General features: G+C 62.9%; 18 protein-coding genes and 1 pseudogene. 11 read left to right on the top strand and 8 right to left on the bottom strand.

What is annotated here, in order from left to right:
• Positions 1–47 precede the first annotated feature (47 nt).
• Positions 48–1,157, bottom strand: coding sequence for an AGE family epimerase/isomerase (locus PQQ96_RS22180; RefSeq protein WP_408296569.1), 1,110 nt, complete (start codon positions 1,155–1,157; stop codon positions 48–50).
• A gap of 152 nt (positions 1,158–1,309) precedes the next feature.
• On the opposite strand from PQQ96_RS22180, the gene PQQ96_RS22185 reads away from it, so the two are divergent.
• From PQQ96_RS22185 to PQQ96_RS22210, 6 genes are all read left to right on the top strand, one after another.
• Entirely contained in the window at positions 1,310–1,996 is a 687-nt protein-coding gene (locus PQQ96_RS22185; RefSeq protein WP_408296572.1) for an MgtC/SapB family protein, read from the top strand.
• 132 nt (positions 1,997–2,128) lie between these two features.
• A complete protein-coding gene (locus tag PQQ96_RS22190; RefSeq protein ID WP_408296574.1) occupies positions 2,129–3,508 on the top strand; it encodes a hypothetical protein in 1,380 nt (459 codons plus the stop codon).
• A 296-nt stretch (positions 3,509–3,804) separates the two neighbouring features.
• Positions 3,805–4,113: a hypothetical protein gene (locus tag PQQ96_RS22195; protein WP_408296577.1), complete on the top strand. Its 309-nt coding sequence runs from the start codon at positions 3,805–3,807 to the stop codon at positions 4,111–4,113.
• 192 nt (positions 4,114–4,305) lie between these two features.
• Complete coding sequence (locus PQQ96_RS22200) at positions 4,306–4,464, top strand: hypothetical protein (RefSeq protein ID WP_172308624.1); 159 nt, start codon at positions 4,306–4,308, stop codon at positions 4,462–4,464.
• A gap of 445 nt (positions 4,465–4,909) precedes the next feature.
• On the top strand, positions 4,910–5,215 hold the full coding sequence (locus tag PQQ96_RS22205; RefSeq protein ID WP_408296579.1) for a hypothetical protein: 306 nt from the start codon (positions 4,910–4,912) through the stop codon (positions 5,213–5,215).
• A gap of 148 nt (positions 5,216–5,363) precedes the next feature.
• On the top strand, positions 5,364–6,278 hold the full coding sequence (locus PQQ96_RS22210) for a 3-hydroxyacyl-CoA dehydrogenase family protein (RefSeq protein ID WP_408296582.1): 915 nt from the start codon (positions 5,364–5,366) through the stop codon (positions 6,276–6,278).
• A gap of 9 nt (positions 6,279–6,287) precedes the next feature.
• On the opposite strand, the gene PQQ96_RS22215 is transcribed toward PQQ96_RS22210, so the two are convergent.
• Together PQQ96_RS22215 and PQQ96_RS22220 are read right to left on the bottom strand one after the other, a co-directional pair.
• Positions 6,288–7,655 carry a type II toxin-antitoxin system HipA family toxin gene (locus PQQ96_RS22215; RefSeq protein WP_408296585.1) on the bottom strand — a complete coding sequence of 456 codons (1,368 nt, stop codon included), beginning with the start codon at positions 7,653–7,655 and terminating at the stop codon, positions 6,288–6,290.
• A 2-nt stretch (positions 7,656–7,657) separates the two neighbouring features.
• Positions 7,658–8,053: a helix-turn-helix transcriptional regulator gene (locus PQQ96_RS22220; protein WP_408296588.1), complete on the bottom strand. Its 396-nt coding sequence runs from the start codon at positions 8,051–8,053 to the stop codon at positions 7,658–7,660.
• Positions 8,054–8,314: 261 nt separating this feature from the next.
• Here PQQ96_RS22220 and PQQ96_RS22225 point away from each other — a divergent pair, with 261 nt between their 5' ends.
• Both PQQ96_RS22225 and PQQ96_RS22230 read left to right on the top strand, forming a co-directional pair.
• Positions 8,315–8,926 carry a flavin reductase family protein gene (locus PQQ96_RS22225; protein ID WP_408296591.1) on the top strand — a complete coding sequence of 204 codons (612 nt, stop codon included), beginning with the start codon at positions 8,315–8,317 and terminating at the stop codon, positions 8,924–8,926.
• Positions 8,927–9,105: 179 nt separating this feature from the next.
• On the top strand, positions 9,106–9,540 hold the full coding sequence (locus PQQ96_RS22230) for a cupin domain-containing protein (RefSeq protein WP_074289073.1): 435 nt from the start codon (positions 9,106–9,108) through the stop codon (positions 9,538–9,540).
• A 178-nt stretch (positions 9,541–9,718) separates the two neighbouring features.
• Here the strand turns inward: PQQ96_RS22230 and PQQ96_RS22235 are convergent.
• A pseudogene (locus PQQ96_RS22235) lies at positions 9,719–11,171 on the bottom strand (polyhydroxyalkanoate depolymerase).
• Positions 11,172–11,390: 219 nt separating this feature from the next.
• Here PQQ96_RS22235 and PQQ96_RS22240 point away from each other — a divergent pair.
• Positions 11,391–12,044 (top strand): glutathione S-transferase family protein, encoded by a 654-nt coding sequence (locus PQQ96_RS22240; protein ID WP_408296594.1) that lies wholly within the window; start codon positions 11,391–11,393, stop codon positions 12,042–12,044.
• Between the two features lie 172 nt (positions 12,045–12,216).
• Here the strand turns inward: PQQ96_RS22240 and PQQ96_RS22245 are convergent, their stop codons facing one another.
• The 3 genes from PQQ96_RS22245 to PQQ96_RS22255 all read right to left on the bottom strand — a co-directional run bounded on the left by PQQ96_RS22245 (position 12,217) and on the right by PQQ96_RS22255 (position 17,771).
• A complete protein-coding gene (locus PQQ96_RS22245) occupies positions 12,217–14,190 on the bottom strand; it encodes a methyl-accepting chemotaxis protein (RefSeq protein WP_408296597.1) in 1,974 nt (657 codons plus the stop codon).
• Positions 14,191–14,329: 139 nt separating this feature from the next.
• A complete protein-coding gene (locus PQQ96_RS22250; protein WP_408296600.1) occupies positions 14,330–16,972 on the bottom strand; it encodes a heavy metal translocating P-type ATPase in 2,643 nt (880 codons plus the stop codon).
• Positions 16,973–17,099: 127 nt separating this feature from the next.
• Positions 17,100–17,771 (bottom strand): FMN-binding negative transcriptional regulator, encoded by a 672-nt coding sequence (locus tag PQQ96_RS22255; protein ID WP_408296603.1) that lies wholly within the window; start codon positions 17,769–17,771, stop codon positions 17,100–17,102.
• Positions 17,772–18,066: 295 nt separating this feature from the next.
• On the opposite strand from PQQ96_RS22255, the gene PQQ96_RS22260 reads away from it, so the two are divergent.
• Positions 18,067–19,485 (top strand): DUF1254 domain-containing protein, encoded by a 1,419-nt coding sequence (locus tag PQQ96_RS22260; RefSeq protein ID WP_408296606.1) that lies wholly within the window; start codon positions 18,067–18,069, stop codon positions 19,483–19,485.
• 264 nt (positions 19,486–19,749) lie between these two features.
• Positions 19,750–23,544: a DUF748 domain-containing protein gene (locus PQQ96_RS22265; protein ID WP_408296609.1), complete on the top strand. Its 3,795-nt coding sequence runs from the start codon at positions 19,750–19,752 to the stop codon at positions 23,542–23,544.
• Between the two features lie 122 nt (positions 23,545–23,666).
• Here PQQ96_RS22265 and pdxR read toward each other — a convergent pair whose 3' ends face one another.
• On the bottom strand, positions 23,667–25,220 hold the full coding sequence (gene pdxR, locus PQQ96_RS22270; protein ID WP_408296612.1) for a MocR-like pyridoxine biosynthesis transcription factor PdxR: 1,554 nt from the start codon (positions 25,218–25,220) through the stop codon (positions 23,667–23,669).
• Between the last annotated feature and the right edge of the window lies 1 nt (position 25,221).

Below are 25,221 nucleotides of genomic sequence, written 5' to 3' on the forward strand. Positions count from 1 at the left end.
GGTCAGTCGGCTTTTAACGCCGATGCCGGGGAGACGGTGGCCGGCGCTTAGCCCGGCAACGCGTCATAGGCGGTCGCGAGGTGATAGGGGGTGGTCGACGGCATGTCGGCGCGCGCCACGTCCCCAGCGGCCGTTTTGCATTCGAACCAGCCTTGCGGACGCAGGAAGCGTTGCCGGAAAAGCTCGATTTGGCGCGGCAGCGCGGCAAGCGCAGCGGGGTCGTCGTGGCTTGCCAGGGCGCGCAGATATTCGGTCTGAGCCCAGATCCGCTGGGTGGCGTCCTTGATGCGTCCGGTTTCGTCGAGCGAGGCGCACACGCCGCCCGTTTGCGGGTCCACGCCGTATTCTTGCGCGAAGTTGAACGCGCGCCCCAGCGATTCGTCGAGCCCCGTGGCTTCGAACAATGCGCCCGCCTGCTTGACCAGCCAGAACCATTCGAACTGGTGCCCGGGTTCCAGACGGTTGTCGTCCGCGCCGATCGGCAATTCGGCGATGCAGCCGGTCGGCGCATGCACGAAGTGATGGGCGATCGCGCCGGCAAGACGGCGCAACGCGGCGTCGAAGCTGTTGTCGCGCGTGGCGTCGCGGGCGGCCAGCCAGGCTTCCGTCAGGTGCATCAGGGGATTCTGGATCGGCGTGCCGGTCACGCCAGCGAAGTCCGCGGTGAGCGCGGCGTTGAACAGATCACCGTCGGCCGCGAACTGCGACTGGATCAGCGCCGACGTGCGATGCACGACGTCCAGCGCGTCACGATTGCCGGAACGGCCACCGTATTCGGCGCAGGCGAACACCACGAATGCATGCGTGTACAGGTCTTTGGTGGTGTCGAGCGGTGCGCCCTCCGCATCGACGCTATAGAACCATCCGCCGTGGCGCGTGTCCTGAAAGGTGTGCATCAGCGAATCGAATAGCACCTGGGCATGCGCCGCATCGCCTGCTTGCGAGAACACGAACAGTTGCCGCGCGCACGCCATCGCCCGATAGCGTTCCGCAGGCATCGGCTCGGGACCCTCGGCGCTCACCGCTTCGTATGGCAGCTTCAGCGCCGTATTGAAACCGGGCCCGCGCCATAGCGGCAGCACCACATCAGTGAAGTGATCACGCAGTGTGGTAGCGAGAGTGGTCGTCGAAGCGGCGGAAGGGGGCATGCTCTGCATAGTTCGGTTGGTCAAATGCGGTCAGTCGAAACGCCTGCGGACTTTGGCTATGGTTGCGGCGTGCGGCCAAGGATAAAGCAAATGGCTGCTGCTGGCACTGCGTCACAGGTGCGGAATACGCTTCAAATCATTTCAGATAAGGAGGAAAAACAATGTTGGGAAACCTTGAACTCATTTCCCGTCTGGTGCTGGCCGCTGCGCTCGGCAGCGTGATCGGCTTCGAGCGCGAACGGCTTTCATGGGCCGCGGGGTTGCGCACGCATATGCTGGTCTGCGTCGGTTCGACGCTGATCATGATCGTGTCGGCCTACGGTTTTGCCGAAGTGCTGTCGGGCGAACACGTTGTGCTCGATCCGTCGCGGATGGCCGCCCAGGTGGTCTCCGGCATCGGCTTTCTCGGTGCGGGCTCGATTCTGCTGCGCGGCGAAATCGTGCGCGGGCTGACGACGGCGGCAAGCCTCTGGTCGGTCGCAGCGATTGGGCTCGCGGTCGGCGGTGGGCTGTATACGGCATCGATCGCCGCGACCATCATCATTCTGATCATCCTCGCCGGGATCAAGCCGCTTGAGCGCCGCTTCATCACGACGAAGCAACGGCGCCAACTGACGATGATCGTCGAGCGCGGTGCCATGACATTCCATTCGCTACACGACGAACTCGGCGTTGCGAGCCCGCGCGTCAAGCAGTTCGTGATGCAGCAAAGCGATGACGCGCCGGAGTGCGATGAAGTGGTGATCACGTTGAGTCGCGTGTCGACTGCCGAATATGAAGCGATCTGCGCACGCTTGCGTCAGCTGCGTGGCGTCAGGCAGTTCCGGCAGGACGAGGTGTCGTCTTAAAAACGGAAAAACGTCGGCGAATGGCTTCGGCAGGGGCGGGCGGCCATGCGACAATGCGGTCTCGAAAAATTCCAATGGCTTTGACGAGCGGTGCTCGGCGCCCGCTTTCCGGCGACGACCGCTTTTTTCTCTATGGCAGATTCCGCAGCATCCACGCAGTCCCGGCCTCAGCGCGCCGCTTCGAAGAAGCGGCGTCAGGCCACCGTCTCGACCGAAACTGAAAACAAGCTGGCGCGCGCCGCGCGCTCGGCACAACGTCTCGCGCAACTGAGCGATGCCTCACGCGACGACAGCACGCTCGACCTGTTCCCCGACGATCCCACCCGCGCTACGCTGGAAGCGATGAATATCGACGTTCGGCAAGGCACGCTGCATGGTTTTGAATTACCCGATGTCGTGCTGGCCGCGGTTGGCGCGATTGATGCCGATGGCGTGCCGCTGGAGGCAAGGGCGGCGCGCCGCGCGCCTCGTGCCACGAAGTCCGATGAACCGGCGCCGGTGAACGCGCAATTGAGCGGGTTGGAGACGGAGGCCGTGGAGGTGGCGGCATCGCCCGTTGGTGAGCTGGCTTTCGAGGACGTGAGCGTGGCAGCAGAGGCGCCGGCCGAAGAGAAGCCGGCGGCATCGGCACGTGACGCGGCAGTGCCGCTCACGCCTGCGATGGCGGCGGCGACCGTGGCGCGCAGCGTGACCGCGCTGCGCCAGGCGGCTGAGCCGGGTGCCACGACGACAGAGACAACGGCTGTTTCGACCTCGGGCGGTGCCAAGCCGCCTATGCCGCCGCAGCGCTTCGCGGCGACCTTCGTGAAGGCGACGACGGCTTCGCGAGAAGCGGCCGGCGCCGAAGGCGTGGGTGCGGGAGCGGAGCGCGGGTCGGCTTCGTCGGAATCTGGGACCGGGGTGGCGGCTTCTGAGCTGAAGCCGTCAGGGAATGCGTCTGCTTCTGCGTCCGCGCCTGCACCTGCACCTGCACCTGCGTCTGAGTCCGCACCTGCATCCGCATCCGCGCACGCCGCTTTCGCTACGCCCTCCTTCCGCGAAGCCCAGCGCGCCGAGGCTGCCGCGGCAGCGCTGCGTGCCGCGCCTGAACTCGACCGCGCGCGAGCGACGGCCTTCGCCGATACGGTCGACGCTTTATATGGCGTGATCTCCGATCAACGCCTTGCCGCGACTGACCATTCACGCCGCATGAAATGGATGCTGTCGATCGTGGTGGGCGCGTTGTTGATGACGGTCGCGATCGGCATCACGCAGACCGTGCTCCTGATGCGCCTGACGCGTGAAACCACCGCCCAGCAGCACCGCATCGAACAGATGATGCAGAACCAGCAGGCCGCCATGGCCAGCTTGCTCGACACTCACCTCGCGATGGCGAACGCGGCGGCAGCCACTGCGGCTTCTGGCGCAACCGCAAGCGCAGCGCCTCAGCCAGCCGCGGCGACGCCCGCCCATGCCAAACGTGGCGCGCGCGCACAGCACGCGCACAAGCCGAAAGCAGCCACCTCGCACTGATCTTCAGCGACCGCCGCGCCGGCGTTAGCCGGCCGCGGCGGCGCGTTTCGCCGGCGCAAACGACCGGGTGCATACTTCCCGCTTCCCGCTTCCCGCTTCCCGCTTCCCGGCTCCCGGCTCCCGGCTCCCGGCTCCCGGCTCCGAGGCTGCCTCCCGTCCCCCCGCCTCCCCCGGATAGGCGCCGTAAGGCACCTCCCGGCGCTGCCCCGTCGCAAGCCAAACCTCGCGTTCTACACTCCCGTTGCTGTTGCGAAGCCGGACCGGATACGCCAGCGCATCTTCTGGCGGGAGCCACCATGCCGACCAGCGAGCACAAATACTCCATCGAGGAACTGCTTGGCGCGCTTTTGCGCGATCAGGGCATACACGAAGGGCACTGGGCATTGAATGTGGAGTTTTCGGCGACGGGCGCGTCCGTCAAACCGCAAGAGAATCCGGCGCGCACGCTGCCGGGGCTGATCGTGTCTGTCAACAGCGCGACGCTGGTGCGGGCGGAGAGCGCCGCGGCAGGCGCTGTCGATGCCGCCGTGGTCAACCCTCGCAAAAACATGACGAGCCCGAAACCCACGCGCAGCAGGAAGCCGCAGTCGACTACGCTTCAGTAAGCGGAGGCTTTTGACCCTGAAATATGAAAAACAGGGACGTTGTCGTGATGCGACGCACCATGGACAAAAATCCTGTGACAACACACCACACCCGAGAAATTGCTGCATTGCACTAGCTTTTGCATAGGGAAAACCCTATAATTCTTCTTAAGGGAAAACCCTAGCAAGCACAGTAACCAACCGGGAGTCGCCATGAGCTTCATTCTTGCATTGTTCCAAAAGGCCCGGGGCCTCTTTGCGTCGCCCCATCTGGAAATGGATTTGGACTATTCGTATGCAGCACGCTGCAGCGAAGCCGAGCGTCAGCGCAAAGCGCAAGCTACGTTTTTCGGCATCAAGCTGATTGACTAAAAAGCAAAGTTGTATGGCCTGAGCGCGGACCGCCGCGCATGGGCGCGCACGTCGAGTGCGCCTCGCATCATTGAAGCCACCGCCCGCGAAACGCGTGCCGTGGCTTTTGTTTTTGGTGCCGTCCTGGACTGTTACCGCCCAATTCCCCGTCTTTCCGAATATTTCCAGGCCGAAATGAATGTAACGGCGGCTGACACGGTGCTTTCGCGCCATTCCGTCGATCTACCGCGCGTGCGCTGCAGACGGGCGGCGAACGCCGAAAATGCAGCTAATCATCAGTCCCTTTCTACGAAACGTGTGCTTACAAGTGCTCACGTCTTCAAGCGGTTCGCGCCGCTAAAGTTGGTCTCAAGCGTACGGCGTCTGGTCCGAACCCAAAATCGCGGTTCGATGCTGACCGAACACGGGCGCTGGCTTGACACAAAACTTTGCACGGGAGGTCACTATGAAAACCTTTAACAAGACATCGCGGTCGATTATTGCAACCTTGCTGGCGGGCGGCGCGTTGCTCGCAGCCGGCAGCGCTTTCGCCCAGGAACGGGTGGTCATCGAGGGTGGTCCGGGACCGGTGGTTTACGGTCAGCCGCATATGATGCCGGTGGACATATCGATCAACATCGGCTGGCATGGCGATCGTTACTGGGACGGCCATCGTTACTGGGCTCATGACGACTGGATGCGTCATCACCCGCACGACTACGATCCGCATCACCACGGCGACGACCATCGCCCGCCGCCCCCGCGCTATTAATGCGCACATGACGGCGCCGCATGACGCGGCGTGAAGTCCACAAAGCCGGTCCTTCCTCACGGAAGACCGGCTTTGTCACGTTCGGCCTGGGAAAACGGCACGCTGCGCTATGCTTCGAAGCTTTCATCGACGGTAGCAGGGGAGCGGCGTGGACAAGGCAGTCATAGGCGTAGTGGGCACGGGATTGATGGGCGTCGGTATTGCGACGCAAAGTGCATTGCACGGGCACCGGACGATCGTTCACGACGTCGACCCGGCGCGCCTCACGAGCGTTGTGCCGAAGGCGGAAGCGGTACTCGATGAACTGATCGACGCCGGACGTATCGACCACACTGCCAGGCAGGCGGCGCTCGCGCGCATCGAGACGCATGCGCAGCTCGACGTCATGGCGTCGGCGCAATTCGTGATCGAGGCCATTCCCGAAGTACTCGAACTGAAGCATCGCCTGTATGCGTCACTGGCCGGGTTGATGGCAGACGATGCGATTCTCGCGAGCAACACCAGCGGTTTTCCGCCCGATCAACTGGTTGCTCCGCTGCGCGCGAAGGAGCGTTTTCTGATCGCGCATTTCTGGAATCCGCCGCACATGATCCCGCTCGTCGAAGTCGTGCCGGGTACCGCGACCGCGCCGGAAGTCACTGAGCAGACCGCTGCGTTGATGAGCGCGATCGGCATGGAGCCGGTGGTGCTGGCGAAGGCGATTCCGGGTTTTGTCGGCAACCGGTTGCAGTTCGCGGTGCTGCGCGAGGCGTTGAACATCGTGCGCTCGGGCGCGGCGACACCAGATGTGGTCGATCGGGTCATGAAGGCGTCGCTCGGGCGCCGGTGGGGAATCGTCGGGCCGCTCGAGGGCGCGGACATGGGTGGGCTGGACACTTTCCTCGACATCTCTACGCATCTGATGCCGGAACTTGCTAAGGACGAAGATGTCCTTGAGCTGTTGCGAGAGCAGGTGAACGCGGGGCGGGTGGGGGTGCGCAGTGGTGCGGGTTTTTATGATTGGGACGAGGCGCATTTGGCGCGAGTTAAGGAAGGCCGCAAGCGGGTGATTAGTCGCGGGTAAGGCTATCTATCAGATGCGCGGCGACAGGGCATCTTTCCTGGGTCTCGACGCCGCGATCAATCTATCCCGCTGCCTCCCAATCCCACCCAGAAGCGATTCCGCCAGCCCGTCCGGAAATCCCGAGGGCACCAGTGCATCCACCGTGCTGATCACATGATCAGTCGCATCAACTACTTCGCCAATAATGTCCTGCGCCGTCTCACTTCCCAGCCCAACCAGGCGAGCCTGTTCGATCCAGTGCCGCCGTTGAATCTTGTCGATTAGATAGTGATTGGTACTACCGCGAACAGCCATCGCCATTTTTGCCTTCTGACGCGCAATCTGATTTCTCCCCGGGCCGATGATCGGATGCGCGGATAGCACGTCGTAAAGCGGCGTCGACCGGTACAACCCACCGGGCAGATGAAAAATACTGAAGTTCTTCGCATGCCCATCCGTTGCGGCCAGTAGCCAGAACACGAGTTGGGTCTTGAAGAAGTGTCGCCGATCCTGATCCGCGTTGTCGGATCCGAGCAATACGTCCATGATCTCGGTGATGCCCGGGCCGCCGTCGGCTTGGTACTTCAGATGGGAGGGCCTTCCGGTGGCCTGGCACATGTCTTCCTGCGGAAGACGCACGATCCAGCTCGCATCGCTCGACAGCCTACGGTCGAAACGCTCGACCACGAGCGCTTTCTGATCCTCGAACGTTGCAATCTCGCAGTTCGCTGCGGGGAGTCCATACGCCGATACGATTTTTGAGCACAGCCATTCGTTCTCAATCGAGGTCCGCATGTCCGCCTGCATGTTCCCGACCAGGCCGAGCGGGAGCTTGAAGATATGCGTGGTCGGCGTGCTACCTGTCGGGTAGATCCACTGCTCATCGTGGCGTAGCAGCGCCGTTTTCTCCTGCGCGCCGGCAATCGATAACCTTAAATCCGCACCGCTATCGTATTGGCCGAGCGGCGCCGCTGAGGTGGCATTGCGCAGTAACTGCGCAATCTGCAACTCGGATAAAGGCGTCCCAGAGATGTCGTAAAGATCGGTGGGCTGCTCGTCAGGCGGGAGTAGTTGGATTGCACCGACGCAGTCACGGCCAAGCGCTACCAGCAGGTCAAAAGCATTCGTGCTGCCCGTGCGATGCCGTTGAGCTAATCGTCGGCGGATCGCATCGCTATCGGGAAGCAAATTGTCGAAGAATGCGCTGACCACGTCCCCGCGGTACGGTTGATTCCCGGGCGTGAACGGCATCGACAGTGAAAGGGGACGCCCCTGTTCATCTTCGATCCACTCGTCGAGATAGCTCAGGCGATCACCTTCCCGTGCTTTTTCCCAGTAGCCGACGGGCAGGCCGTTCATCCAGATGTCGAGTCGTTGCGTCTGAGAGCGGCGCGCCATGATTACCAGTTTTCCCTTTTCTTTTTGGTCGTGATTGCCCCGCGAGGCTGTTTTGAACTCGGCGCCTGCTGGGTTCGTCCTGCGCGGTTGGTCGTAGACGGAGGGTCCGCTTTCCTGGCAGCGGGGACGTGCCGTTGAAGCCTCGGCGTGTCGGCCTGCGCTGGTTGACTGCTTGGCGCGGACGACGCCTGGCTCATGCGCAGTTCCACGTTCAGCAAACGCATGACCTTAAAAAGCCGCTCGACGCTTGCTGTTGCTGGATTGGCTTCCAGTTGCGCGTAGCTTTGCTGGGTGATGCCTAACAGTTCGGCCACGGCAGCCTGTGTGAGCCCTGCTGACTTGCGGAAGCCCAGGAGAATGGGGCGGAGCTGACTCAGCGTCTTGATAGCGTAATCCATCGGATTTTCTTCAGGCTCGTACAGTCTTTGGACTGTAACACACAAATACAGGCAATAAGCTGTAAATTAATTAAACAGGTTATAGGCTGTAATTTGTATTAACAGCCTCAAGCCTGTTAAGTCGGACCGCGAAGCCAATCGATCAAACGGAATCCACGGAAGGGCCAACAACAGCAACCCCGCCAATCCCGCTTCCAGCAGCCCCAGCGAGTCTGCGGTATAAATACCTCCCGCCTCACCCGCAAACGCCCAACACAAACCATGTCCCACTACTTCTACGATCCCGCTGCCGGTCACGGTCTCCCGCATGATCCGTTCAAGGCCATCGTCGCCCCGCGTCTGATCGGCTGGATTTCCTCACGTGCCACCGATGGCACTTTGAACCTCGCGCCCTACAGCTTCTTTGGCGCGTTCGCCAGCTTTCCGCCGATCATCGGCTTCTGCAGCGAAGGCCGTAAAGACAGCATCGCCAACATCGAGGCCACCGGCGAATTCGTCTGGAATCTGTCCAGCAAGCCGCTCGCCGAGCAGATGAACCGTTCCTCCGCACCAGTCCCGTCCCACGTCGACGAATTCGAACTCGCTGGCCTCACGCCTGCGCCGGGTCGCAACGTCGCTGTACCGCACGTTGCCGAATCGCCGGCCGCGCTCGAATGCAAACTGCTGCAAGTGGTCCGTTTGCATACCCTCGACGGCAAGCCGATGGACAACTACCTGTCGCTCGGACAAGTGGTCGGCGTCCATATCAACGAGGCCTATCTGAAAGACGGTCTGTTCGACACCCACGCCGCGCAGCCAATCATGCGTGCCGGCTACCGCGCCGACTACGCGGGAATCGGCGAGATGTTCCAGATGTTCCGCCCGACCGCATAAAAGTCCACATTAGCCGAAACGTTTGAAGCAAGACGCGCCGCGTAATGCGTGGTGCGTCCTTAGCCTGATCGCCTGCAGGCAACGCAACGTTGCTCGCGCAAACTGGCCCGCTTGATGCTTGCAACCGACGCTCCAACGCGTCGTTTTCAACTGCCGGCTCACTCTCCAGGAGCGCGATCATGTCCACCGAATTCGCCACGCAGTTCAGCCATGTCCGTCCGCAAGACACGTCCTACGTGGATCAGGGCCTACGCGACTTTTTTCTCTACCGTGATTTAGGCATCGCCCAAGCAACCGGCGGCAAGGTGCTCGCGCAACTCGTCAAGGCGAATCACGCACCAGAGCAAGGCACCGGTTGGCACCGTCATGAGGCCGATTTCCACATTGTGATCATGTTGAAGGGCTGGGCGCGCTTCATGTACGGCGACAAGGAGACGCTCGTCGCCGCCGGCGATTGTGTGCATCAGGCGCCGGGCATCGTCCACTATCTGTTCGATTACTCTGAAGATATGGAGTACATCGAAATCGTGTCACCGGCCGATTTCAAATCGATCGAAGTCGAAGGTCCATGCGAAGTGCCGGCGGTACAGCCGTGGAAAAGTGTCGCGGCTTAATAAGCGGATCTGCGCCAAGGCGCCCGCATAACGGGGCCGCCTGCGGCTCGCACAGAGAGCGGCCGAGTCATCATCGGTGCATGCGACTGTCTAAAGAAGAAGTCGCGCCGTTCGCGCATGCTGCTATCTGAAGAAACGACTGAGTTTTTCGCGCGATGAACTCGCCTGAACGACCCGCTTATTGCGTCGCCGGGGGCCGCCTGCGCGGCGCCCGTGACGCCGGCTGAGGCTTGGCGACGCCGCCGGAGCCGGCTCCGTTCGGCGAGCCAGTCGTCACGTTGGTATCTATCTCGACATCAACGACCGCCGACGCGGCCGGCGCTGCCGCCACCACCTCCGTTGCCGCAGCGACCGACACCCGGCTTGATCGTCTGCGCCCGCGAACTCACCAGCACCGCGCGCGGTTCGTTGTCGTAAATCACGGCCCGCACGCGCGGATAAATCTGCCGCTCCCACCGATGTCCGTTGAACACGCCATAGTGCCCCACACCGGTTTGCACATGATGCGTCTTCAGATAGGGCCGTAACTTGTCGCACATGTCCTGCGCGGCGAGCGTCTGCCCCACGGCGCAGATATCGTCCTTTTCACCCTCCACGGTCAGCAGCGCAGTGCGGCGAATCTTCGAAGGCTCCACAAGACGCCCCTCCACCTCGAGCTCATGCAAGGGCAGCGCATGCCGCTGAAAAACCGTATCGACGGTCTCCAGATAGAAATCGGCCGTCAGGTCCATCGTCGCGAAGTATTCTTCGTAGAAAGTGTGGATCGTGTCGGCCTTCGCCGGATCGCCTTTGGCACGCTCGTAATACATCGTCTCGAACGAGTCGAGATGGCGGCTGAGGTTCATCGACATGAACGCGGTCAACTGCACGAAGCCGGGATACACGCGACGGTGCGCGCCCGCAAAACCAAACGGCACCGCACTGATCAGGTTCTGCTCGAACCACTCGATCGGCTTGCTCTTCGCCAGTTCGTTGACGCGCGTCGGGTTGATGCGCGTGTCGATCGGACCCGCCATCAGCGTCATGCTGGCGGGCTGCGCGGGGTTATCGTCGGCGGCCATCAGCGCGACCGCGGCCAAAGCGGCGACCGTCGGCTGACATACCGCCAGCAGGTGTGCACCCGGTCCGATTGTTTCGGTGAAGTCGATCACATGCTGCACGAATTCATTGAAGCCGAAACGGCCCTGGCTCAGCGGCACGTCGCGCGGGTTGTGCCAATCGGTGATGTAGACGTCGTGCTCGGCCAGCATCGTGCACACGGTGCCGCGCAGCAGCGTCGCGAAGTGGCCGGACATGGGCGCGATCACCAGCACGCGCGGCTGCGGATGCGAAAGCGTGGTGTCCTTACGGAAATGCACCAGCGAACAGAACGGCGTGTGCGCTGCCACTTCCTCGACGATCCGCACGGGATTGCCTTCCGTCACCACGCTATCGATGCCGAACGGCGGCCTCACCGGCGTGAGTCCAGCGAGGGTCAACAACTCGCAGGCGGCGCGTATCGAGCGTCCATGCGACGTGTCGCCAAACGCGGGCCAGGCGTCGAGCGAATGATTCACCAGCGCAGCGCCGTGCCGCATCGGCAGCATCATGTCGGCGAAAGCCTGGTATGTGGGATATGCGAACAGGTTCATAACCTTCGCACGAGGGCAGGAAAGGAAGGAACCCGAATAGAGGCAAGTCATGTGCCAATCATGCCGTCGCACTGGCGCGGCCGTCCCTGCACGTTGGCATAGCATTTGCGCGAGTCATCGAAGCGGGCCGAAATTGCCGCGCTTTGGTGCGCCCGCGCACGGCAACGTGCATGCGCATCGCCAGGCGTCGGACGAACGCCCCATCTGGAGGAGAATCGTATGGCGAATACCACGCTCACTATCAGCAGCAAGAATTATTCGTCGTGGTCGCTGCGCGGCTGGTTGCTGACCAAATTCAGCGGCCTGCCGTTCGAAGAGATCGTGACGTCGATCGACGATCCCGCCGCGCGCGCCGAATTGCTGCTGCTGTCGCCCTCGATTCTGGTGCCGTGTCTCTTTCACGACGACATCAAGATCTGGGACACCATGGCGATTGCCGAATATCTGAACGAGCTGAAACCGGAAGCGGCGTTGTTGCCGAAAGACATTCGCGCGCGCGCACATTGCCGTTCGATTTGCGGTGAGATGCATTCGGGTTTTAGTTCGCTGCGCTCGGCATTGCCGATGAACCTGAAAGCGCATTTCCCGGGCTTCAAGGTGTGGGCGCGGGCGCAATCGGATATCGACCGCATCGTGACGATCTGGAGCGAGTGCCTGAAGCAGTACGGCGGGCCATTTCTGTTTGGCGAGCGTAGCGCGGCAGACGCGATGTACGCGCCGGTGGTGACGCGTTTCGTGACCTACGACGTGAAACTGGATCCTGAGATTGTCGAGTATGGGCAGCGCATCATGGCGCTGCCTGAAATGCAGCAGTGGATCGCGGACGCGCAGCAGGAAGTGGAGGAGATCGACGAACTGGATGTGGAGTTTTGATGACGGCGCACGGCGGCGCCCTTAGCGTTGCCACTGCCACTGCCACTGCCACTGCCACTGCTAGTGCTAGTGCTAGTGCTAGTGCTAGTGCTAGTGCGATCACCGTCGCCACCAACGATGGCGCTTCCAGTGACGGCGCGGCAAGACGCCGCGCCGTTACAAAGGCAGCGCGTTAATCCCGCCCAGCCTCCAGCTTGAACACGCTCACCACCTGCGCAAGCCGCGCAGCCTGATCGCGCAACTCGGCTGCGGCGAGTTCCGCCTCGCCGACGATCGTCGCATTCTGCTGGGTCGCTTCACCAATCTGCGTGACCGCAAGGTTGACCTGCTCGATGCCGCCCGATTGCTCGCGCGACGCAACGCTGATTTCCGCCATGATCGCGCGCACCTGGCCGACCTGTTGAACGATGCCCTGCATCGTCGCGCTGGCTTCCTCAGCGATCCGGAAACCGCTTTGAACGGTCGCCGTGGAGGCGGCGATCACGCCTTCAATCTCCTTCACCGAAGCCGCACTGCGCTGCGCGAGCGCGCGCACTTCCGACGCCACGACGGCAAAACCCTTGCCGTGCTCGCCCGCGCGCGCCGCTTCGACGGCGGCATTCAGCGCGAGGATATTGGTCTGGAATGCGATGCCTTCGATCACGCTGGTGATCTCAGCGATCTTCTGCGACGAGCGGCTGATCTCGCCCATCGTCGAGACCACGCGTTCGACGGCGCGGCCGCCTTCGAGCGCGGCATCGGCGGCATGCGTGACGAGCGTGTTGGCCTGCGCGGCATGGTCGGCGTTCTGCTGCACGGTCGACGTGATCTGCTCCATGCTGGCCGCCGTTTCTTCAAGGCTGCTCGCCTGGGTGGCGATACGCGCAGCGATGTTGCCGCTGCCGGTAGCGATCTTTTCGGTGCCCTCCGACATATCCGTCGACGCATTGCGCACTTGCGAAACAATGCGCGCGAGGCCTTCGCCGATGCCGTCGATGGACTGCATCAGGCGGCCAATTTCGTCCGCACGTGCATGCCCACCCCTGGCCACGCGTACGCTCAGATCGCCTGAGGCGAAACGCTCGGACGCCTTTGCGGCTTCATCGAGCGGACGGCTCACAAGGCGGCGCACGGCGATCAGGAACACGATCGCGAACGCGCCGACCAGCGCGAGACCGATCAGCAGGAATTCATCGCGCGTCCTGGTGACATCTGCCATCACTTCGTCGCGCGGTGCGATGCCGCCCACCAGCCATTGCCACTGCGGCACGGTGATGAACGACACGAATTTGTCGTGCGCGTTGCGCTCGCCGAGCGTCGCGTCGGCGGAACTGAATTCGAGCTGACCTTCCTTCATGTCGAGCATTTGCTGATACGGCGCGTTCGCGTCGTCCGCTTTCTGGCCGGCGGCGGCCGGATGCACGATCAGCTTGCCGCGATCCGCGCCTTTCGAGGCGTTAAGTACGAAGTAGTAACCGCTGTCGCTGATTTTCAGTTTGCTGATGCCGTCTTCGACCGACTGGATTTCCTTGTCCACGTTCACGCCCACGAACAGCGCGCCGATTACGCGCCCGCTCGCGTCCGTGATCGGTTGATATTGCGTAATCAAACGCTTGCCGAAGAGGGCAGCCAGTCCCGTATAGGATTTGTTCGCGAGGATCAGCGCGTACGCCGGCGCCTTGCGGTCGAGCAGCGTGCCGATCGCGCGGGAGCCGTCCTGTTTCTTCAGCGACGTCGTCACGCGGACGAAATCGTCGCCGCTACGTGCGAACACGGTGGCGACCGCACCGCTGCGTTCGAGAAACTGGTCGGGAACCGAGAAGTCCATGTTGAGGACTTTGTCGCCGGCCTTGATGGTGGGGGTGGCGACGCCGTTGATGTCGACGTTCTGGGTCTCGTCGAGTGTGTAGCCGGCGGGCATGAAGCTCGCAAACAGGGACATCGAGCGATCGACTTCGGACGACAGCGCCTTGTCGAACAGTGTGATCATCGCGGCGATCGAGCGGTCCTTATCGGCGATGCGCTCGAGCACCTGATCGCTGACCTGCTTGCCGGCGGTGCGTGTGAGCGCCCATGTAAAGGCGGCGAAAATCAATGCCACCAGCACGCACGAGAGCACGGCAAGCCGGGCGCCAACGCTGGCGCGGCGCAAAGAGAGAAATTCCATGGGCGTTCGGAGTAAGGAGAGACATGTGACGCGCAAACCATGCGGATGCATGGTTTACACCTATGTCAGGATTACGGCCGATTTGCCCATATCTTTAGCGTTTTCGAAAGCTTTTCGTAATATGACGACGTATATATCGTTACCGTGTCGACGCGCCTCGCCAGGTGCGCAGCAGGAGCGCATTGGTCACGACGCTGACGCTCGAAAACGCCATCGCCGCGCCGGCCAGCATCGGGTTCAGCAAGCCGAAGGCCGCGAGCGGAATACCGATCAGGTTGTAGACGAACGCCCAGAACAGGTTCTGCTGGATCTTGCGCCAGGTTCTGCGCGAAATGTCGATGGCGTCGGCCACCAGCGCCGGGTCGCCACGCATTAGCGTGATGCCGGCCGCCTGCATCGCGACATCGGTGCCGGTCGCCATGGCGATGCCGATATCGGCGGCAGCGAGCGCGGGGGCGTCGTTGATGCCGTCGCCCACCATCGCGACGATACCGGCGCTGCGGATTTTCAGATCGCGGATCACGCGGGCTTTGTCGTCGGGCAGAACTTCGGCATGGAATTCAGCGATGCCGAGCGCCTCGGCGACGCTCGCTGCGCTGCCGTGGTTGTCGCCGGTGACGAGCACGCTTTTGATGCCCATCTGGGCGAGCCGTTCGACGGCCGCGCGGGCGGTCGGTTTGACGGTGTCGCCGAAGGCGATCAGTGCGAGCGCGGTGGCTGCAAGCGGCGCGCGCTGCATCAGCCAGGAAACCGTGTTGCCGGCCGCTTCGAGTTCTTTTGCGCGCTCGGCGAGTTGCGGCGATAACTGAATGCCGAGTTCGTTGAGCCAGCGCGTGCTGCCGAGCGCCAGGGTACGGCCATTCGCGTCGGCTTCCACGCCGCGCCCCGGTACCGCGCGGGCGGCGCTTGCTGCAAGTGTCGCAACCTTCGCTACTGCAGCTGAAGCTGAAGCTGAAGCGCCCGGCGTGCTTTCCCCCAGCGTTTCAATCCCGCCATTCGCCGACGAGTCCGCAACTGCGGTGTCGTCTCCAAGGTTGCCCGTTTGTGCCGCTTTATACGCCCTTACCACGGCCCGCGCCAACGGATGATCACTATGCCGCTGGACGGCCGCGGCGAGCGCCAGGGCCTCATCGCGCCCGATGTCGCCGATTGCCTCGAAAGCCGTCACCGACGGTTGCCCGAGCGTCAGCGTGCCGGTCTTATCGAACGCGACGATAGTCACCCGATGCGCGGTTTCCAGCGCCTCGGCGTCCTTGATCAGCACACCGCGCCGCGCGGCGACGCCGGTGCCCGCCATGATGGCCGCGGGCGTCGCCAGTCCGAGCGCGCACGGGCAGGCGATCACCAGCACGGCGACCGCATTCAGAATGGCCGTTTCGCCACCCGCGCCGGCAATCAGCCAGCCCACCAGCGTGAGCGCGGCAATCGCCAGAATCGCGGGCACGAAGATCTCGCTGACGCGGTCGACCAGACGTTGGATCGGCGCCTTCTCGGCCTGCGCGCTTTCCACCAGGCGGATGATTCGTGCGAGGGTCGTTTCCGCGCCAGTCGCAGTGGTCGTTACCGCAATCGCGCCTTCGCCGTTGATCGAACCGGCGGTGACCGGATCGGCTGCCTGCTTCGCTACCGGCAGGCTCTCGCCGGTAATCAGCGATTCGTCGATATGAGTGCGGCCTTCGAGCACCGCGCCGTCGACCGGCACGCGTTCGCCGGGGCGCACGATCACCACCGTGCCGACTCGCACTTGCGCGAGCGGGACTTCGCGTTCGTCCGCGCCGATGCGAATTCGTGCGCGGTCGGGACGCAGCGCGTTGAGTGCGCGGATCGCATCCGTGGTCTGGCGCTTGGCGCGCGCCTCGAGCCATTTGCCGAAGCGCACCAGCGTAATCACCACCGCCGACGCTTCGAAATACAGATGCATCATGTCGCCCGGATGGCTCGCCAGTTCATAGACGCTGATGCCATAAGCCGCCGACGTGCCGAGCGCCACCAGCAAGTCCATGTTCCCGGCGCCGGCCCGCACGGCACGGTAGGCCGCGCGATAGAAGCGCGCGCCGAACACGAACTGCACGATCGAGGCGAGAACGAACTGTAGCCACGGTGCAAGCATTGTGTGCAAGCCGAACCATTCACCGACCATCGGCAGGACGAGCGGCAGCGTCAGCACGGCGGAGGCGAGGACGGCCGCCAGTTCGCGGCGGGTCTGGTTGCGTTTGCTGTCTGCGGCGGTGGCCAGGGCGGCAGTATCGGAGACGGACGCCGGTGCGTCCGGGGGCGCTATCAGCGTCGCTTCGTAACCGGCCTTCTTGACCGCTGCGATCAGCGCGTCGGTGTCGGCGCCTGCACCCGAGGCCGCGTCTCCTGGATTGACCGTTGCCGTTTCGGTCGCCAGATTCACCGACACGCTCGCGACACCCGGCACCTTCGCGAGCGCCTTCTCCACGCGCATCGCGCAGGAGGCGCAGGTCATTCCGCCGATCGCGAGTTCCGTGGCGTGCGACGTTTGCGCTGGCGGGACGTCCGGGCGCGCCGAAGGCGTGGCTTCGTAGCCCGCCTTGCGTACAGCGTTGACGAGCGTTTCGCGGTCGACGGCAGCGTCGCTGTCGATGCTGGCTTTTTCGGTGGCGAGATTGACCGACGCGCGCGTGACGCCCTGCACTTTGGCCAGCGCCTTTTCGACGCGCATCGCGCACGAGGCGCAGGTCATCCCGCCGATGTCGAGTTCGGTGGTTATGGGGGGCGTAGCGTCCGCGGGACGCAGCGGCGTGGCAAGTTCGGTCATGGTAGGCAAGGCTCGTAACGGCATTGGGCCGCATCATGAACCGAGTATTGACCTTCCCATGATGGGAAGGTCAAGGATGTTTTTGTGACACGCTACGGTTGTTGAGCAATCCGTCGAGCAATCCGGCTCAGAACGCCGGCGGCGCGTCCAGCATGGCCTGGCCGACTGCCTGCTGTTCGTCGCTGGAGCGCGCCAGCAGCGCTTCGGCCGCGCCGCGCCGGTCGGCGGCTTCCTTGTTCTGGCCGAGTTTCCACTTGCCGACCAGTCGCGTGACCTCGATCTCGAGCCCGACGATCGCCCCTAGCATCTGGGCGATATAGTCGGCCGGCGCGTCGCCCATCTTCCACGGCACCGGTTCGCCCGCTTCCATCTTGCGCGTGAGCCGTGCGACCAGGCCGCGCACGAACGCCTCGTCGTCGCGCACGACGATCCGGCCGTGCGCGTGCACCACCATATAGTTATAAGTCGGCACCTGACGATGCGTCTCGTGTTTGCTCGGATACCAGGTCGGCGAGATGTAGGCGGCCGGGCCCTGGAAAATGACGAGGGTTTCCGGGTTGGCGGCGACTTCCTGCCAGACAGGGTTGGCCCGGGCGACGTGGGCGCGGAGGATGCCGTGCGAATGCACGGCCTTCGCGTCGCCCGCTCCGGGGACTGGCTTCGCGTCGAACTCGAACGGCAAATGATTCGCATCGAGCCCATGCGGCCCGTGGGTAATCAGCGCGCCGAACGGCTGCTCGGCGATCAGTCGGTGGAGAACCTCTGGACGGTTCTCTTCAAAATGGGCGGGCATATACATAAAACGCTCCGGATACAAAAGGGCGGTGAGTGATCGGGAAGGGCGGCCAGCAAGGCAAGAACCCGCGCGCGAAGGATCAAAATCGCCAACCGTACTGCAAATGGTGTCCGTACGCTCACTACAACGCGCTATTCCTGCCTTTGCGCTTGCCTGGTGAGCAAGGATACGATACAACCCGATGTTGTCGGCATCGCGAGCCGCAGACTGGTTGCGCCCGGCTTAGGGAGGCCACGCAACCAGGTTTCGCTGCGCACCGACGTTTTCCCTGGGACCGCACGTTCTGCCACCTGAACGAATGATAAAAAATCGCCAAGAACTGTTTTCGCTTCACTGGACCTGCGCATCGCTCGCAGGCCTCGCATTTCTGGCTGGTTGCGCGTCGACACCGTCCACGACGCAAAAAACCACCGGTTGGATCAAAGACGAAGTCGCCGATTCGTATGTGTTCGGCTATCCGCTGGTGCTGATGGGCGTCGCGCGCGACGCGGCGGTCGGCACGGATCCGGGCCAGGCGCCGATCAATACACTGCGTCACGCGCAGGCCTTGCCGCCGATCGGCGCAGCCAATCCGCTCCAACCGAGTCTCGACACGTTCGACTCGACCGGCTGGCTGGACGTCGGCAGCGAGCCGGTGATCGTGTCGCTGCCCGACTCGCATGGCCGCTACGTCGACGCCCGCGTGCTCGACATGTGGACCAATGTCGTCTGGTCGATCAGCTCACAGTTCGCCACCCGCGCAGTGGGCATCAAAGCGCAAACGATTGCCTTCGTCGGCCCCGGCTGGCAGGGCGATCTGCCCAAGGGCGTGAAGCGCGTCGACGTGCCGACCCGCAACGCGTGGGTGAGCGTGCGCATCCAGTCGAACGGCACCCGCGACCTGACAGCGGTGCGCAAACTGCAGCACGCTATCCGCGTCGCGCCGCTGAGCGTCTTTGTCGGCGACACGCGCTCGGCATCGATTACACCGCCGCGCAGCAATGCCGCCGATGCCGCCGCGGCTGCTTCCGGCACGCCGGCCGCGCGAGTCGCCGCGCTCGACGCGAATGACTTCTTCAGCCGCCTCGCGCAGGCGTTGCCGGACAATCCGCCGACGCCCGCCGATCCGCATGCACTGAAAATCCTGTCTGACTTCGGCGTGACGCCTGGCGATCCGGTGAAGCTGCCGAGCGCGCCCGAGGCGATCGCCGCGGGTCTTGCAGACGGCCACCAGCGTGTCGTCACGCCGCCGTCCAATCTGCTGAGCGGCAACGGCTGGAGCTGGTTCGGCGACGGCGTGGGCAGCTACGGTCCTGACTACGCAATGCGCGCTTACGCCGCCGCGACCCAACCGGGCATCGGCACGAAGGACGATGAAGTGCGCGCGGTTGTCACCCAGGACAGCGACGGTCATGCGCTCAACGGCGCAAACCGCTACGTGATTCACTTCGCGCCGAACCAGTTGCCGCCGGTGCGCGGCTTCTGGTCGATCACCGCTTATACGAAAGACGGCGCGTTAGGGGAAAGCGCGCCAGCGCGTCTGGCGGTCGGCGATCGTAACGGCGCGCGCCGCAATCGCGATGGCTCGCTCGATGTGACGGTGTCGTCGACGCGCGGCAAGAGCGGCAACTGGTTGCCGGCGCCGCGTACCGATCTGCAACTGATGCTGCGTCTGTACGCACCGAAGCCGGAAGCGACCGATGGCAGCTGGCAACCGCCGGCGGTGATCCGTCAGTAAAGTCCGCCAATGAAATGCTTCAGTAAAGTGCACCTGTAAAGCGCATGAGTAATATGCGTCACTGCTGTGACAGCAAAACATGAGTCACGCATAAATCAGCCCATGTCCGCCGCTTCATGCTGGCGGACATCGGGCGCTGTAGCGTGAAACAATGTGTAAGTCGCGACTGACATTTATATCCCGCGTAAGATTCACCACTTATACTGCCGCTTGCGGGATTTTCGTTTCGCGGCGGGCTTGCCGCCGCATTACCCAAGACCGAGCATGGCAAGCCTCAATAAAGCATCAATCGCCTCTTCCATGCAGACCGTGCGCGACGTCGCGCAGTCACGCCGCACCCGGCGTGTCATCACGGGTCTGCTGATTTTCCTCGTATTGTTCGGTCTGCTGGGCTTTTTCGCGGCGCCGCCGTTGATTCGCCACATTGCCGAGCAGCAACTCAGCAAGCAACTCGACCGGCCTGCCACGATCGGCCGCATTGCGCTTAATCCCTACACGCTCAAACTCGAAGCCGATAGCGTGCATATCGGCGAGCGGGGCGGTGCGGGCGATTTTGTCGATATAGCGCGGCTTATTGTGAAGCCGTCATGGAGCTCGCTGTTTCGCGGGGCGCCGATTATCGACGAGGTGCAACTCGATTCGCCACGTTTTCATATCGTTCGCTACGATGCGCAGCGCTTTAATTTTACCGACCTGATCGAGAAGTTCTCGAAGCAGCCGGCCAAGCCCGATAGCAAGCCGACGTTATTCTCGGTGTCGAACATTCGTCTGGAAAACGGTCAGATCACGTTCGACGACAAATTGCTCGGCGCAACCCACGTGATCGATCAATGGAAGCTCGGCATTCCGTTTATCGCCACGCTGCCTTCGAAAACCGATATCTTCGTGGAGCCGTTGCTGCGTGCGCGCATCGACGGCAGTCCGCTTGCCATTGACGGCAAGACCAAGCCGTTTGCTGCGTCGCGCGAATCGGAAGTGTCGCTGCGCTTCGACGGGCTCGACGTGCCCCAGCTCTTGTCCTACGCGCCGGCCAAGCTGCCCGTGATTGTGCAGAGCGGCAAGCTGTCCACCGATCTCAAGCTCAACTTCGTGATGTCCAACGACGCGCCGTCATTGCGCGTGGCGGGCACCGTCGATTTGAACGATGTGGACGTGCGCGATCAGAGCAAGGCGCCGTTCTTCGCGGCGCGCGCGGTGCATGTGGCTGCCGCGACGCTGGAGCCGTTGAAGAGCCTGTATCACTTCGACGATATCCGCATTGACGCGCCAACCGCCAATCTCGCGCGTGATAAAGACGGCGTGTTGAGTGTCGAGCGGATGTTCTCGACTGCGCCCGCGGCGGAGGCTTCTGCATCCACACCGGCGTCCCCTGCGGCCGCGTCGGCGGCCACAACGGCTGAAAACGCGGCGAGCGCACCCGCGGCGGCATCCGGCGCAACCGCCACGGAAAAGACCGCACAGCCTCTGGACCTGTCGATCAAGCGTTTCGCGCTTAACGACGGCACCGTCAACGTTCACGACGAAGCCGCTTCGCGTCCGGTCGACGCTGGCCTGGAGAAACTGGCCGTCACGCTGACCGATTTCTCGACGCTCGCTACGGCCCCCGCGCATTACACGATCAATAGCGACTTCAAGGACGCCGGCGGCTCGCTCGGCGTAGCCGGCGCGTTCGGCCTTGTCGCGAAGACCGCCACCGCAAAGCTCGATCTGAAGTCATTGAAGTTGCCGCTGCTGCAACCGTATCTTGACACCGCGACCGCGGCGCAAGTCGTCGATGGCGCGTTGTCCGCCAACGCGAACGTCGATGCGAACTGGTCGAAGTCGCCGACCGCTGTGATGGTCACCGACACCCAACTCGATCTCGAATCGCTCAAGCTCGCGGCGCGCGGCAGCAAGACGCAGGTGGTTTCGCTCGCGCAAGGCCAGGTGACGGTCAAGCAGGTGGACGTCGTGGGACGCACAGCCGATATCACCGGCGTCGACACGACCGGCCTGGTGATCAATGCGCAGCGTCTGAAAGACGGCAGCATCGACCTCGCCGCGCTCGCCGGTCCGCACCAGACCGAGCAGCAGCGTACGGCGATCCACGCGGTCAAGAAGGCGCAGGCGGAAGGGCCCGCGTGGCACTACAGGATTGGCGAACTCAACCTGAAAGACGCGACCGCCAATTTCACTGACAACACCACGCCGCACCCCGTGAAGCTGAGCGTGACGCCGCTGCAACTGAAGGTGCAGCAGATCAGCGACGATTTGAGTAAGCCGCTGCCGGTCGATCTGCAAGCCACGCTCAACAAGAAGGGCACCCTCGGCATAAAAGGCGACGTTACGGCGACGCCGCTCAAGGTGGCCGTCAAGGTGAACGCGAACCGCCTGGATGCGGCGGCCTTCGAACCGTACTTCGGCAGCAAGCTGAATGCGCTGATCGCGAGCGCGTTGCTCAATGCGAACGGCGACCTCGCGCTGAGTCAGACGAAGGCGCTCAAAGCGACATACCGCGGCGACGTGGCGCTCGTCGACGTGCGGATGCTCGACAAGGCGACGTCTGACCCGTTCGCGGGTTGGGGCTCACTCGCGCTGACCAACCTGAAGGCCGACTACGACGAACACGGCACGGTGGTCGACGCGGGCCGCGTCACGTTCACGAAGTTCTATGGGCGTGTGCTGCTCGACGCGCAAGGCAAGCTGAATCTCAAGGACGTGGTCGCGCATGAAAGCGGCGCCGCACAATCGCTGACACGCGACAAGAGCGGCGCTGAACCTGTGCCGCTGACGCCGCAAGCTGCATCGGCACCCCAGGTGGCGTCCGCGCCGGTGCCGGCGTCGTCCGCTACGCCTGCGACGGTGACGGCCGCTACGCCGCCGCAAAGCCCCGTCAAACTGCACTTCGGTCAACTGGTGCTGCAACAGGGCCGCGTGACCTACACCGATAACTTTATCAAGCCGAACTTCACCGCGGACCTGGTCAGCATTCAAGGCACGGTCGGCGCGTTCGGCACGCAATCGACCACGTCTGCGCCTGTGGACATCGCCGCGAAACTGGCGGCCAATGGTCCGCTGTCGATTCGCGGTACGGTCAACCCGCTGATCGCGAAACCGGCACTTGATTTGACCGCGAGCGCGCACGATATCGAACTCACCAACCTCACGCCCTATTCGGCGAAATACGCTGGCTATCCGATCACCAAGGGCAAGCTGAACGTCGATCTGCACTACAAGCTCGATAACGATCAGTTGAACGCGAACAATCATATTTTCATCGACCAGCTCACGTTCGGCGATCACGTCGAGAACAATACGGCGACCAAGCTGCCGGTGCGTCTCGCGATCTCGCTCTTGAAGAACTCAAAAGGTGAAATCGATGTGAATCTGCCGGTGTCGGGCTCGTTGTCGAATCCCGAGTTCAGCATCGGCGGGCTCATCTGGCATGCCGTGCTCAACCTCCTGGAGAAGGCCGTGACCGCGCCGTTCTCGCTGATCGCCAATGCATTCGGCGGCGGGGGTGAGGAATTGGGCTATGTTGAGTTCGACCCGGGTTCAGCGAAGCTTTCGGATGCCGCCGACAAGAAGCTCGACACCATTGTGAAGGCGCTGGCCGACAAGAGTTCGATCCGGATCGATCTGATTGGCCGCGTCGATCCGGCGGTCGACGGACCGGGCCTGCGTGCCCAATACGTCGAGCGTGAGGTCAAGCAGCAGAAGATCAAGGACGTGGTGGGCAACGGCGAGAGCGTCGATCTGTCAACCGTCACCGTTGATCCGAAGGAATACGACAAGTACCTGACCAAGGCCTACAAGGCAGCCGACTTCAAGAAGCCGCGCAATTTTGTCGGCTTGACCAAGAGCCTGCCGGACGACGAGATGAAGAGCGCGATGGCCGCCAATGCGCCGATCGACGACGCCAGTTTGCGTCAGCTCGCGCAGCAACGGGCGCAGGCGGTGCAGCAGTATTTCGAAGGCAAGATCGATAGCAGCCGGGTGTTTATCGTCGCGCCGAAGCTGAACGCGGGCGGTATTAAGGACAAGGGTGCGACGACGCGGGTGGACTTCGGTTTGAAGTGATGCGTTGTTGTGTTGCAAGGCGAGCCGGTTCGTTATTGGCGTCTCGCCTTCGTCACGTGATGTGACGTATTGCCTTGTGGACGCACGCCGCTACTTGCGTGCCAGGTAGCGGCGGCGGGTGATCAAGCGGCGCGCGTCGGCTTCTTCTTCAACACCGTCTGCTCGATCACACGCGCGAGCGTGTCGAATGCCGGGCCGATCTTCTCGTTCGCCACGCAGGCGTATCCCAGTAGCAGTCCACGTCGCGCGGGCGTCTCGCTGCTGTAGTAGGCGGCGAGCGGCCGAACGATCACGCCGGCATCGTAAGCGGCTGCTGTGACCGCGCGATCGTTCGCGTGGTCAGGCAGGCCGAGCACCAGATGCAAACCGGCCTCGTCGCCCATGACCGGAAGCTCGTTGCCGAAACGCGCGGTGATCGCGTCGATCAGAATCTGCCGGCGCTCGCCGTAGAGCGCACGCATACGCCGAACATGCGATGTGAGATGGCCGTCCATGATGAAGTCGGTCATCACCGCCTGCTGCATCAACTGTCCCTCGCGATACAACTCCGCAACGCCCGTGCGGAACGTATCGACCAGATGCTCCGGCGCGATCATGTAGCCGATCCGCAAACCTGGAAACAGCATCTTTCCCAAGCTACCCACGTAGATCACCTGACCGGCGTCGTCGAGTCCTTGCAGCGACGCGAGCGGCCGGCTGCCGTAGCGGAACTCGCTGTCGTAGTCGTCCTCGATGATCCAGACGTTATGCTGGCGCGCATATTCGAGCAGCGTGCGGCGGCGCGCGAGACTCATCACCATGCCGAGCGGATATTGATGCGACGGTGTGACGAGCGCGAGGCGCGGTGGATGTTGTAGATCCTGTTCGCGTGGGTTGAGACCCTCGGCATCAACCGGCACGGGTACCAACGTGATCCCCGACGATTGCAGCACGCTGCGCGCGCCCCAATAGCACGGCTCTTCCACCCACGCGCGATCGCCGACGTCGGTCAATAAACGCACTGCCAGGTCGATCGATTGATGAATACCCGTCGTGATGATGATCTGGTCCGGCGTGCAATTCACCGAGCGGGCGACCCGCAGGTAATCGGACAACGCGCGCCTTAAAGGCCGATAGCCGCCGCCAGGCGCATAGGTCAGCAGATCGGGATTGGCCTCCTTCCACAATCTTGCCTGCAAGCGGCTCCATGTACGCGCTGGAAATTCGGCGACATCGGGTACGCCCGGCATGAACGCGCCCCACTGTTTGGCGGATACGCCAGCCTGATCGATCAGCCTTCGTCCGCGCGTGGAGAGGTCGCCGAGATCGCGTTTTGGCGGCTTCGCGGTCTCGCCAGCCTGATTGGCACTGTCCGCATCGACGCTCGCCACCGCCGGCTTCTTGCGCGTATTCATGGCCGCCGCGTCCGGCCGCGTGTCGGCGACATAGGTGCCGCTGCCAGTGGTCGAGATCACATAGCCTTCGGCGGTCAACTGATCGTAGACGTGCAGCACCGTATTGCGCGCGATGCCGAGGTCTTCGGCGAGCGTGCGCGAGCTCGGCAACTTGGTACCCGGCGGTAGCTGGCCGGTCAGGATGGCCTGCTGCATCAGCCGCAACGTCTGTCTGTAGACCGGTTCGGCGGCGGCGCGGTCGAGCCGCGCGGCAAGCCAATCCGACAAGATCACGGTGTCCAAG

Source organism: Paraburkholderia sediminicola (genome assembly GCF_046027825.1).
GTDB lineage: Bacteria > Pseudomonadota > Gammaproteobacteria > Burkholderiales > Burkholderiaceae > Paraburkholderia > Paraburkholderia sediminicola_D.

What these genes read in the sequence shown, in the direction of transcription:
- PQQ96_RS22255 (WP_408296603.1), bottom strand. Translation starts at nt 17,771, where the DNA reads ATGTATATGCCCGCCCATTTTGAAGAGAACCGTCCAGAGGTTCTCCAC.
- PQQ96_RS22240 (WP_408296594.1), top strand. Translation starts at nt 11,391, where the DNA reads ATGGCGAATACCACGCTCACTATCAGCAGCAAGAATTATTCGTCGTGG.
- PQQ96_RS22185 (WP_408296572.1), top strand. Translation starts at nt 1,310, where the DNA reads ATGTTGGGAAACCTTGAACTCATTTCCCGTCTGGTGCTGGCCGCTGCG.
- PQQ96_RS22215 (WP_408296585.1), bottom strand. Translation starts at nt 7,655, where the DNA reads ATGGCGCGCCGCTCTCAGACGCAACGACTCGACATCTGGATGAACGGC.
- PQQ96_RS22250 (WP_408296600.1), bottom strand. Translation starts at nt 16,972, where the DNA reads ATGACCGAACTTGCCACGCCGCTGCGTCCCGCGGACGCTACGCCCCCC.
- PQQ96_RS22220 (WP_408296588.1), bottom strand. Translation starts at nt 8,053, where the DNA reads ATGGATTACGCTATCAAGACGCTGAGTCAGCTCCGCCCCATTCTCCTG.
- PQQ96_RS22260 (WP_408296606.1), top strand. Translation starts at nt 18,067, where the DNA reads ATGATAAAAAATCGCCAAGAACTGTTTTCGCTTCACTGGACCTGCGCA.
- PQQ96_RS22205 (WP_408296579.1), top strand. Translation starts at nt 4,910, where the DNA reads ATGAAAACCTTTAACAAGACATCGCGGTCGATTATTGCAACCTTGCTG.
- PQQ96_RS22180 (WP_408296569.1), bottom strand. Translation starts at nt 1,157, where the DNA reads ATGCAGAGCATGCCCCCTTCCGCCGCTTCGACGACCACTCTCGCTACC.
- PQQ96_RS22200 (WP_172308624.1), top strand. Translation starts at nt 4,306, where the DNA reads ATGAGCTTCATTCTTGCATTGTTCCAAAAGGCCCGGGGCCTCTTTGCG.
- PQQ96_RS22225 (WP_408296591.1), top strand. Translation starts at nt 8,315, where the DNA reads ATGTCCCACTACTTCTACGATCCCGCTGCCGGTCACGGTCTCCCGCAT.
- PQQ96_RS22195 (WP_408296577.1), top strand. Translation starts at nt 3,805, where the DNA reads ATGCCGACCAGCGAGCACAAATACTCCATCGAGGAACTGCTTGGCGCG.
- PQQ96_RS22265 (WP_408296609.1), top strand. Translation starts at nt 19,750, where the DNA reads ATGGCAAGCCTCAATAAAGCATCAATCGCCTCTTCCATGCAGACCGTG.
- PQQ96_RS22230 (WP_074289073.1), top strand. Translation starts at nt 9,106, where the DNA reads ATGTCCACCGAATTCGCCACGCAGTTCAGCCATGTCCGTCCGCAAGAC.
- PQQ96_RS22190 (WP_408296574.1), top strand. Translation starts at nt 2,129, where the DNA reads ATGGCAGATTCCGCAGCATCCACGCAGTCCCGGCCTCAGCGCGCCGCT.
- PQQ96_RS22245 (WP_408296597.1), bottom strand. Translation starts at nt 14,190, where the DNA reads ATGGAATTTCTCTCTTTGCGCCGCGCCAGCGTTGGCGCCCGGCTTGCC.